10 protein-coding genes are annotated in these 10,828 nt (G+C 54.7%); 6 read left to right on the top strand and 4 right to left on the bottom strand.

Annotated features, from left to right (window positions below; all coding sequences use genetic code 11):
- Positions 1–171 precede the first annotated feature (171 nt).
- On the top strand, positions 172–1,632 hold the full coding sequence (gene mltF / locus AC1RKC_RS14045) for a membrane-bound lytic murein transglycosylase MltF (protein ID WP_041415604.1): 1,461 nt from the start codon (positions 172–174) through the stop codon (positions 1,630–1,632).
- Here the strand turns inward: mltF and tadA are convergent, their stop codons facing one another.
- Positions 1,633–2,178: a tRNA adenosine(34) deaminase TadA gene (gene tadA, locus AC1RKC_RS14040; RefSeq protein ID WP_371078877.1), complete on the bottom strand. Its 546-nt coding sequence runs from the start codon at positions 2,176–2,178 to the stop codon at positions 1,633–1,635.
- A gap of 151 nt (positions 2,179–2,329) precedes the next feature.
- On the opposite strand from tadA, the gene AC1RKC_RS14035 reads away from it, so the two are divergent.
- Positions 2,330–3,382 carry a DUF2157 domain-containing protein gene (locus tag AC1RKC_RS14035; RefSeq protein ID WP_197821599.1) on the top strand — a complete coding sequence of 351 codons (1,053 nt, stop codon included), beginning with the start codon at positions 2,330–2,332 and terminating at the stop codon, positions 3,380–3,382.
- Positions 3,383–3,581: 199 nt separating this feature from the next.
- Positions 3,582–4,733 (top strand): L-threonine dehydrogenase, encoded by a 1,152-nt coding sequence (gene yiaY / locus AC1RKC_RS14030; RefSeq protein ID WP_046372888.1) that lies wholly within the window; start codon positions 3,582–3,584, stop codon positions 4,731–4,733.
- A gap of 40 nt (positions 4,734–4,773) precedes the next feature.
- Here yiaY and yfhb read toward each other — a convergent pair whose 3' ends face one another.
- The 3 genes from yfhb to murQ are packed head-to-tail and all read right to left on the bottom strand — an operon-like array spanning position 4,774 to position 7,713.
- On the bottom strand, positions 4,774–5,430 hold the full coding sequence (gene yfhb / locus AC1RKC_RS14025; RefSeq protein ID WP_020828194.1) for a phosphatidylglycerophosphatase C: 657 nt from the start codon (positions 5,428–5,430) through the stop codon (positions 4,774–4,776).
- Positions 5,431–5,433: 3 nt separating this feature from the next.
- Positions 5,434–6,801 (bottom strand): PTS transporter subunit EIIC, encoded by a 1,368-nt coding sequence (locus AC1RKC_RS14020; RefSeq protein WP_020828195.1) that lies wholly within the window; start codon positions 6,799–6,801, stop codon positions 5,434–5,436.
- Between the two features lie 18 nt (positions 6,802–6,819).
- Positions 6,820–7,713 carry an N-acetylmuramic acid 6-phosphate etherase gene (gene murQ, locus AC1RKC_RS14015; protein ID WP_046372887.1) on the bottom strand — a complete coding sequence of 298 codons (894 nt, stop codon included), beginning with the start codon at positions 7,711–7,713 and terminating at the stop codon, positions 6,820–6,822.
- Between the two features lie 168 nt (positions 7,714–7,881).
- Here murQ and AC1RKC_RS14010 point away from each other — a divergent pair, with 168 nt between their 5' ends.
- From AC1RKC_RS14010 to AC1RKC_RS14000, 3 genes are all read left to right on the top strand, one after another.
- Entirely contained in the window at positions 7,882–8,730 is an 849-nt protein-coding gene (locus AC1RKC_RS14010) for a MurR/RpiR family transcriptional regulator (protein WP_041414843.1), read from the top strand.
- Between the two features lie 134 nt (positions 8,731–8,864).
- On the top strand, positions 8,865–10,403 hold the full coding sequence (locus AC1RKC_RS14005; protein ID WP_493092619.1) for a phosphoethanolamine transferase family protein: 1,539 nt from the start codon (positions 8,865–8,867) through the stop codon (positions 10,401–10,403).
- A 128-nt stretch (positions 10,404–10,531) separates the two neighbouring features.
- Positions 10,532–10,792 (top strand): YfhL family 4Fe-4S dicluster ferredoxin, encoded by a 261-nt coding sequence (locus AC1RKC_RS14000; RefSeq protein ID WP_044554541.1) that lies wholly within the window; start codon positions 10,532–10,534, stop codon positions 10,790–10,792.
- Positions 10,793–10,828 lie beyond the last annotated feature (36 nt).

Below are 10,828 nucleotides of genomic sequence, written 5' to 3'. Positions count from 1 at the left end.
TGCGTAGCTATTATTGATAAAAGCTGTTCGCGCCATCGAATTGTCATAACGTATCAATAAAGTTGCACGCTGGCGTTTTGTTGCGCAAAATGCCCCGGCACTGGTGATTTAACCATAAGAAAAAGCGTGATGACAATCGGCAGTGCACCTGTGCCACCACTGGATAACTATTTGAAACGCCTTAAAATAAACTACATTCTAATCGGTGTTGTCACCCTGCTTCTGGCGCTCGCCCTGTGGCCCAATATTACCTGGCGCGGCGGCCAGGGCGGGCAACTCGAAGAGATCAAATCCCGCGGAGAGTTGCGTATCAGTACGCTAAACTCGCCGTTAACCTATTTCACCACCAAGCAGGGGCCAAGTGGCCTCGACTACGAGCTGGCGAAACGTTTCGCCAACTATCTGGGGGTGAAATTGGTGGTGATCCCGCATAAGAACATCAACGACCTGTTCGACGATCTGGACGATGACGATGCCGACCTGCTGGCCGCCGGCCTGATCTACAATCAGGATCGTCTCAGTCGCGCCCGAACCGGCCCTGCTTACTATTCCGTTTCCCAGCAGTTGGTTTATCGCCTGGGTACCGCACGCCCCAAAAGCTTTGCCGATATTAAAGGCAAGCTGGCGGTCGCCTCCGGCTCGGCACACGTCAGCACGCTGAAACAGCTCAAACAAAGTAAGTTCCCGGACCTCAGTTGGGAAGCTTCCAGCGATCTCACCTCCAAAGAGCTGCTCGAGCAGGTCGCCGACGGCAAACTGGATTACACCCTCGGCGACTCCGTGACCATCGCCCTGCTGCAGCGCATCCATCCGCAGTTGGCGGTGGCTTTCGACGTCACCGATGAAGAACCTGTCACCTGGTACCTGAAGCGCGGCACCGACGACAGCCTGTACGCGGCCATGCTGGATTTTTACAGCCAGATGGTGGATGACGGCACGCTGGCGCGGCTGGAAGAGAAATACCTCGGCCACGTGGGCAGTTTCGATTACGTTGATACCAAAACCTTCCTGTCGGCGATAGATTCGGTTCTGCCCACCTTCCGTTCGCTGTTTGAAAAATACGCCAGCGAGATCGACTGGAAGCTGCTGGCCGCCATTGCCTATCAGGAATCGCACTGGAATCCGCAGGCCACTTCACCCACCGGCGTTCGTGGTCTGATGATGCTGACGCGGGCCACCGCCGACGGTCTGGGGGTTAACGATCGCCTCGATCCCGAGGAGAGCATTCAGGGCGGCGCACTCTATTTACAGCGGCTGATGGCCAAGGTGCCCGACAGCGTGCCGGAAGATGAGCGTATCTGGTTTGCGCTGGCGGCCTACAACATGGGCTGGGGCCATATGCTCGACGCCCGCAAGCTGACCAAAATGCAAAAAGGCAACCCGGACAGTTGGGTCGACGTCAAACAGCGCCTGCCGATGCTCAGCCAGAAGCGCTACTACCCGCAGTTGACCTACGGCTATGCGCGCGGACGCGAAGCCTATAACTACGTGGAAAACATCCGCCGCTATCAGGTCAGCCTGGTGGGGTATCTGCAAGAAAGGGAAAGAAAGGCGGCGCAGGAAGCGGCCGAACAGGCGGAGCTGGGGAAAGGCTATCCGGCCGTGGCGCCGGAGTTGGCACTTAACTTCTGATTATTCAGGGTCCTTATCTGCCTGCGCGCGTTGCGCTTGCTTCAACGCCTTTTGCTGTTCACGGCGCATGCGGAAAAAGTTGCTCAAGGTAGCTGCGCATTCCTCGGCCAGCACGCCGGAGAGGATCTCCACCTGATGATTCATACCGGGATGGCGTAAAATATCCACCAGCGATCCCGCTGCCCCGGTTTTCACATCGGCAGCACCGTAAACCAATCGACGAATGCGGCTATGCACCATCGCCCCCGCACACATCACGCACGGCTCCAGGGTCACGTACAAGGTCGCATTCAACAGGCGGTAATTCTGCAACACGGCCCCGCCCTGCCGCAGCGCCATGATTTCTGCATGCGCGGTCGGATCGTGGCGGCCAATCGGCCGGTTCCAGCCTTCGCCAATCACCTGATTGTCCAGTACCAACAGCGCCCCGACCGGCACCTCTCCCTCTTCCTGCGCACGCAGGGCCAGCCGCAATGCCTGACGCATCCAGTATTCATCGTTATATTCAGTCATTGCATCATTCCTCGTGCACTTTGCGGCGGGCATTATACACAGTAGGGGCGATGCTTGCTGCGCCTGTGTTAACCGGGGTGAATATATTTGTCCCCCAGAAAACGGCGGCAGTGCGACTTTCTATCGCTTGAAATTCAACCGGTATATACTTGTCTATTAACAGTGTTTTTCAAGGATAGAAAACATGAAATTCAGCAAGAAGAACGCCACCATCGTGCGCAAAGCACTGGACGGCTGGGTAGATGAAGGTGCGCTAACGGCGCAACAGCAGCAACAGCTGCTGCAACACGTTGAAGTACAACCCTTCGACTGGCGACGGCTGGCACGTTATGCATTTCTCGCCGCGCTGGCTTCGCTGGTGATTGCCATAAGCAGCCTGTTCGCCGACAGCATGTTACTTTACCGCTTGGGTGAATTGTTCCGTTTCGATGCGCCGGTACGTATGATAATTGCCGCCATGTTAGCCGCTCTTTGCTATGTCTGGGCGCTGAACCGTCGCAGTCAACATCCGGAGAAACGCTATGGTAATGAAGCCGCCTTGTTCGTTGCCGTGCTGTTCACCGCCTGCGCCCTGTGGCAAATGGGGGTCTGGCTGGATAACGGCAGTGGCCGAGTTTCATTGCTGCTGATGTTCGCTGCGCTGCTGTATGGCGTAATTGGCTGGTGCGGCCGCTCAGGGCTGGTGTGGTGGTTTGCACTGCTGTCGCTCGGCAACGCTTTTGGTGCCGAGACCGGCTATCTGTCCGGCTGGGGCGCTTATTGGCTGGGCATGAGTTTCCCGATTCGCTTTATCGCCTTTGGCGTGGTGCTGATCGCCGCGGCGCTGCTGTTGCAACCACTGCTCGCTCGCCGTGGACTGGAGCGAGTTTCGCTGGCGATGGGCTTGCTGTATCTGTTCATCGCGCTGTGGCTGTTGTCGATCTTTGGTAATTACGGCGATCTCGACAGCTGGTATAACGCACGCCAGATTGAACTGCTCCACTGGGGTCTGTTGTTCGGCATCGCCGCCGTCGGGTGCATCTGGCTGGGGCTGAAACGCGACGATGCCATGCTGCGTGGGTTTGGGTTGACCTTCCTCGGTATTAACCTTTATACCCGCTTCTTCGAATTTTTCTGGAACGCCATGCCCAAGGCAATTTTCTTTGTGGTGCTCGGCCTGAGCCTATGGGCGCTAGGGCATTACGCGGAAAAAGTCTGGCAATTGGGCCGTAAGCCGCACGACCAAACCGATGATTGAACCCATGCGGTTTTAACGGTAAGAGTTACTGCTGGGTTTGACTCTAATCGGGTTAAACCCACAAAGTGTAAATGGTTAAACTAAAACTAAATCAATCACCTGACCTAACCACCTTGATGTTGCGATAGATCATGATGACTTAATAATTAGCGGAGTAGTGTTTGAGGCAAGCAATAAAGCTTTTATCCAGGAGTGATTTATGGCTGCCTCAACTTTCTTTATCCCTTCCGTCAATATGATTGGCTCCGGCTGTCTGGACGAAGCGGCAAAGACCATGAAACAACAGGGGTTGCGCCGAGCGTTGATCGTGACCGACAAAGTGTTGAATAACATTGGCGTAGTGGCTCAGGTTCAACAGTTGCTGACCGCACAACAGATCGAAAGCTGCGTTTATGACGGCACTCACCCTAACCCCACCACGCTGAACGTGAAACAGGGCCTGGCCCTGCTGCAAGAGCATCAATGCGACTGCGTGATCTCCCTGGGGGGCGGCTCACCGCACGATTGCGCCAAAGGCATCGCGCTGCTGGCCACCAACGGCGGCGACATCAAGGACTATGAAGGCGTAGACCGCTCTGCAAAACCGCAGTTGCCGATGATCGCCATCAATACCACCGCCGGCACCGCCTCTGAAATGACCCGTTTTTGCATCATCACCGATGAAGCACGCCACATAAAAATGGCGATTGTCGACAAACACGTTACGCCGATCCTGTCGGTAAACGATCCGCATCTGATGGCCGGGATGCCGAAAGGCCTGACCGCCGCCACCGGGATGGATGCCTTAACCCACGCGATTGAAGCCTACGTTTCCAGCGCCGCCAACCCGATTACCGATGCCTGCGCGTTGAAAGCCGTCACCATGATCGCCGAATCGCTGCGCGACGCAGTCGCCGACGGCAGCAATATGCAAGCGCGCGAAAATATGGCCTATGCCCAATTCCTTGCTGGGATGGCCTTCAACAACGCCTCTCTCGGTTATGTGCATGCGATGGCGCACCAGCTCGGCGGTTTCTACGATCTGCCGCATGGGGTGTGTAATGCGGTGTTGCTGCCACACGTGCAGGAATTTAACGCCAGCGTTTGTGCGTCTCGCCTGAAAGATATCGCCGCCGCCATGGGGCTGGATGTAAGCTACCTTAATGACCAGCAGGGTGCCGCGGCCTGTATTGCCGCCATTCGGTTACTGGCGCAAGACGTTGGCATCCCGGCCGGGCTGCGTGATTTGCAGGTGAAAGAACAGGATCTGGATACGCTGGCCACCAACGCGCTGAAAGACGCTTGCGGCTTCACTAACCCAATACAGGCCACTCACGCGCAGATTGTCGCCATTTTCCGCGCGGCAATGTAAGTCATCAAAAACGGCAAAGGGCGGAAAATCCGCCCTTTGGTTATTCCAACTGCTGCAGCTCACCCAGTTTACTGACTCGCCAGCGGTGCTCGCAGAAATACAACAGCGGGTTATCCTGCTTGCTGTCGCTATAGCCGCTATACAGCTTAAGCGGCGTGCCTAGACGTTGTTCCAACTGCGTCACCTTCTGGACTCCCAGGCAACGTAAAGCCAGCACCCAACCACCGTAACGCCGCAGGATGCGGCTGCCCACCAAGTGAATCTGCGGCAGAAAGGCCGAATCCTGATACACCTGCTCCACCAGCCGTTCCGGTGAACCGGTAATCAACCATACCTGCGCATCATGCGCCTCGAGGTACTGCCGCAAACGCATTTGCACCACCGGGAAAGCGGTCACCTTATTGCGGAAATAAGTCACAAAACGCTGCTCCAGCGCCTTTAACCTGGCCTCCGAACGCCCAAAGGTGATCGACCACAGCAGTACGCTCATTGGCCAACGGGCTGCACGGCCCATCACCAGCAGCGCCAACCCGACAACCGGCAGCAGCGGCACCACCAGCAGCAGATTCAACGGCAGATGGCGCAGCAAAAAACGCAAGAAACTGCCAAACATGTCTTCCTGATGCAGCGTGCCGTCCAGATCAAAGAACACCACGCGGCGGCCTTCCCCGGCCTGCTGGCTCTGTTTCTCGCTCAAGGGCTACTCCTCAGGATCGTTGAATCCCATTATCCAGGTGAAAATAAATCCAGCGGCAATGGTAATCACCAGGCCGGTCAGATACAACATCACCTTACCCGAGACGATGGTTAACGCCAAAGGTAAACCCGAGATGCCAAAGGTAATCACCGTTGCCACTTTCCAATAGCTGATCAGCGCCCCGCCCACCGCACCGCCGAGACAGGCGGCAATAAAAGGTTTGCCCAGCGGCAGAGTGACACCAAAAATCAAGGGTTCGCCAATACCGAGAATGCCGACCGGCAACGCCCCTTTGATGACCTTTTTGAGGCGCGCATTGCGGGTTTTCATCAATACCGCCAACGCGGCCCCGACCTGCCCAACCCCGGCCATCGCCAAAATAGGCAATAACGGGTTGGAACCATGCGCCTGAACCAGTTCGACGTGGATCGGCACCAGGCCCTGATGCAAACCGGACAGCACCAGCGGCAGAAACAGCCCGGACAGCACCGCGCCCACCAGTAAGCCACCTTTGTCGATTGCCAGATTGGCGCCGTGGGCAATCACGTCTGAAATATAACCGCCCAACGGCTGCAGGATCACAATAGCCAGGGATGCGGTCACCAAGGTGGTGATCAGCGGGTTTAGGATCAGCTCAATCGACTCCGGCAGCCAGTTGCGCAGGCGTTTTTCGACCCAGCACATCAACGCCACCACCAACAGCACGGCAATCACCCCGCCACGCCCCGGCTGCAGCGCTTCGCCGAACAAAGTGATCTGCGCCAATGCCGGGCTTGAGAGAATCCCGGCCATCACACCGCCCATGGCCTGCGAACCGCCAAACACCCGTGCGGCGTTAACCCCCACCAAAATATTCATAATGGCAAACACCGCGCTGCCGAAAATGGCCAGCAGCCCGAGCACGTTGGGGTAATTCACCGCCAGTTCGCCGGCAATGTCCGGCCGCTTTAACAAGTTGATGATGCCGGTAATCAGGCCAGAGGCGATGAAAGCCGGGATCAAAGGGATAAAGACATCGGCCAGCTTTTTCAGCGCACCGCTCATCGGCGCGGCATATTTCTGCTTGGCCTGCGCCTTGTTGCGGGCGATGTTGTCCCCAGCAGCCGCAACCGCAGGGGCCCCCGTGAGCAATGAGCGCATCGCGTCCACCACTTTGGCGGCGGCGCCGGGCCCGACAATGAACTGATGCTGTTCGCCCTGTTTGATATAGCCTTTGACGCCTGGCAACTGCTTGAGCGCCGCCAGATCAAGGCGTTGCTCGTCGCTAACCTCGACGCGTACCCGTGTCATGCAGTTCTCCAGCCTGAGGATATTCCCTTCCCCACCAATGCCTGCCAGAATCTGTGTTGCCAGTGCCGTTGTTTTGTCCATCGCCCGCCCCAGGTGTCGTTAGCGCGTCAACGCCGCGCGTAAATAGCCGTCGTGCTGCTTTAAGCGCAACTGCGCCTCTTCAGCGTCGACGCCGGCCAGAATCATCAGGATTGCCGGTTTAACCTCAAAACCAGTCTGTGTCAGCGCCGCTTCGGCCTGACTGCGTTCAGCACCGGTGGCCTCCACCACGATGCGGCAGGCACGATCCACCAGTTTGACGTTGGTGGCTTTTACATCCACCATCAGGTTTTGGTAGACCTTCCCCAGTTTGACCATCGCCCCGGTCGACAACATGTTCAACACCAGCTTCTGCGCGGTGCCCGACTTCAGCCGAGTGGACCCCGTCAGGGCCTCTGGTCCCACTACTGGCGAAATCGCCACCTGCGCTTCATGGGCGATCGGTGAGTCCGGATTGCAGGAGATTGCCGCCGTCGGGCAGCCCAGTTGTCGCGCATAGCGCAGCGCACCAATCACATAAGGGGTGCGCCCGGAAGCCGCCAGCCCCACCACCATGTCGGTCGCGGTCAAATCCAGTGCGATAAGATCGGCTTCACCCAACGCCGCATCATCCTCCGCGCCTTCTACCGCTTTGAGCAACGCACCCGGACCGCCGGCAATCAACCCGATGACCATGCCGTGCGGCACGCCGAAGGTTGGTGGGCATTCAGAGGCATCCAACACGCCAAGGCGGCCGCTGGTCCCGGCACCGAGATAAATCAGCCGACCGCCCGCCTTCAATGCCGCCGCCGCCAGGTCCACTGCCTGTGCAATGGCAGGCAACACCTTTTCTATCGCCTCCGGCACCTTGCGGTCTTCCTGATTGAAGCACTTCACCATTTCCAACGTTGTCATCTCGTCGAGTCGAAGCGTGGCCGGGTTGCGGCTTTCGGATACTAATGCGCCTAAATTCATCTCTTCACCTTTGAATTTTTAATTCACAAACTTAAATCATTATTTGAATATTTTATTCAACAAAGCGAGCGCTTTTTGCTATTTTAAAGTCTCGCTCACAAAAAATTTTCACCGCGCGTTTTCGCCTCCCACGTGGCAGAATGGCCGCTGGCCTCAAGGGAAAAATGAATGAGTACCCTTCTTCGTATTCGCCAGATGTATCCAACTCTGGCTCAAAATGACCGCAAGCTGGCGGACTTTCTGCTGCATAACGCGGAGCAGGCACGCCATCTCAGTTCGCAGAAGCTGGCTCAACTGGCCGGCATCAGCCAGTCGAGCGTGGTGAAGTTTGCTCAGAAGATGGGCTACAAAGGCTTTCCGGCGCTAAAGTTGGCGCTGAGTGAAACGCTAGCCCAGCCGCAGAAAGAACCTGTGGTCACGGTGCATAACCAGATCCTCAGTAGCGACTCGTTGAAAGCCGTCGGCGAAAAACTGTTGGTGGAAAAGCAGGCTGCACTGCGCGCCACGCTGGATATCAACAGTGAAGAGCGCCTGCATCAAGCGTTGGAAATGCTGCGTCAGGCGCGGAGGGTTATTTTATTGGGGATCGGCGCTTCCGGATTGGTCGCCAAGGACTTCTCATACAAGCTGTTGAAAATCGGCGTTATTGCCGTAGCCGAGCAGGATATGCACGTTCAGCTGGCGGCGGTTCAGGCGCTGGATAAGCGGGATTTATTGCTGGCAATTTCGTTCAGCGGTGAACGGCGGGAAATCAATCTGGCGGCGGAAGAAGCCCGCATTGCCGGCGCAAAAGTGCTGGCGCTCACCAGTTTTTCACCCAACGGCCTGCAGCAACGTGCCGATCACTGTTTGTATACCATTGCCGAAGAGCCCAATACCCGCAGCGCTGCCATTTCTTCCAGTACCGCTCAATACGCCCTCACCGACCTGCTGTTTATGGCTTTAATTCAGCACGATCTCGATCGCGCCCCCGAACGCATCAAACACAGCGAACAATTAATGAAAAAACTCGTCTGAGCCGTATAATGTCCGGGCCACAAATATCCAGGTATAAAAAACCTATCTAATAATAGAGTACGTGGCTCTTATTGTTCAAATTCCGAGCAGGGTTTGAACTGGCATGGACAGCAATATATTGACAATTGAGCTTAATGAAAACACACACAGCCATTCTAAATAAACTCCACACATCCGTAACACTTTACGCACTCCGAGATTTATTACTTTTCGTTGTCACTTCGTTGATATTAATAAAATCGATGGGCTACGGCGGCGGTAAAGGGATTGATATTATTTTTATTTCCCTTACGCTATTATTATTGTCTACTTCTCCTCTCACTCGGTATATCCTGGTCATTCCCTACATTATACTTTGTGCTATCTATGCCCCTGTCGGCATGGTATATGGCCCACCTTCCGTTGCAGTGGTCTCGGCGCTGTTTCAAACCAACAGGGTCGAGGCCGTCGAATTCCTGCATGCCATACCGACAGGCTGTTATCTGTTACCCTTCGCTACACTGATGATGCTGTTTCTTCTCGCCCGCTATTGCTGGCGTCAACCGCTCTCGGCGCGTAAGGCTATGCCGTTTTTTCTGATTTTAATTGTGGTACTGTTTGCCAGAATACTCAGTGGAAACGCCGGAAATATTAAGTTGATAGATTTTTTTTCCTCATTGATGTCCTCATACCAAAGCTATAATCGGCAAATGATAGAAATCAATGCAGGCATGCTGGCCAAGCCCCGCTGGACTATTGATAGCGTAAATAGTAATCAGACTAACTATGTCATTATAGTGGGTGAGAGCATGCGCAGGGATTATATGTCCTTATTTGGGTACCCGACGTCAACAACCCCATTTTTGGATCGCGTAAACGGCACCTTTTACAGTAATTATATTTCTACCGCGCCGAACACCTTCGAATCCCTGCCGAGAACTCTGGCACTGAGCGACGGAAAAATCAGCTATATCTCAGATAATATTGTCACGTTGGCAAAAGCAGCAGGATTACATACTTATTGGTTTTCCAATCAGGGACTGCTTGGTCAATTTGATGCACCGGTATCCAAAATAGCCATGTTCAGTGATGAGTATCAGTTCCTGAAAAAAGGAGATTATCAATCGCGTAACACCGATGATGATGAACTGCTGCCATTGTTACAAAACGCGTTGGCTAACAACTCACCGGGCAACCTATATGTTCTGCATATTATGGGTTCGCATTCTGACTTTTGCGAACGACTCGGTGGTGAGCCGCCGGTTTTCACCAGCAGCAATACTGAGCTCGCCTGCTACCTTTCCACCTACCGCAAGACGGATAGGTTCATCGAACATACTTACCAAATGCTGCAAGATACCCATTCACCGTTTAAATTAATCTATTTTTCTGATCACGGTCTCTCTCAGCGAACTATTGATGGCAAAGTGTATCTGCGACATAGCGGCGATACACGACAGAATTTCGAAGTCCCGCTCTTGGTGCTTTCTGATACCGATCGCCAACGTATCTTTGTTGACGAGCCACACAGTGCCTTTGAGTTTATCCGTCTTTTTGCCCGGCAGGCAGGCATAGTCGTGACTCATCCAGAACTGAATACGCGAGTAGCAGGGCCTGGTAAGCGGCCTACTTTCAATGGTCAGGAAATGGTTGATTTCGATCAGTTGGCCAATGACCCGCCAGAGTTATTATGACGGCCATCTCAAGGGGTGAGCGCTCTGCAGCAACGCATTGGCGGGCGCCGGTGGAAAAACGCCCAATAAAATGGGTTTTATGATAGATTGCGCGCCTGTTCGTGTGCACCGATTAAAAGATAACTGAAATGGCACTGCTGATTACCAAAAAATGCATCAACTGCGACATGTGCGAACCGGAATGCCCAAATCAGGCCATTTCGATGGGCGATGATATCTACCAGATCGATACCGATCGCTGTACCGAATGCGTCGGTCATTACGATATCCCAACCTGCCAGCAGGTGTGCCCGATCGACAACACCATTATCGTCAATCCAGAGCACCGCGAAACCAACGAACAGCTGTGGGACAAATTTGTGGTGCTGCATCATGCCGATCGGCTGTGACACAGAAATTCAGATCGACAAGGGCGCCAACAGGCG

Source organism: Serratia sp. GW822-FHT06E05, from assembly GCF_058799445.1.
This window is presented reverse-complemented; position numbering and strand designations above follow the sequence as displayed.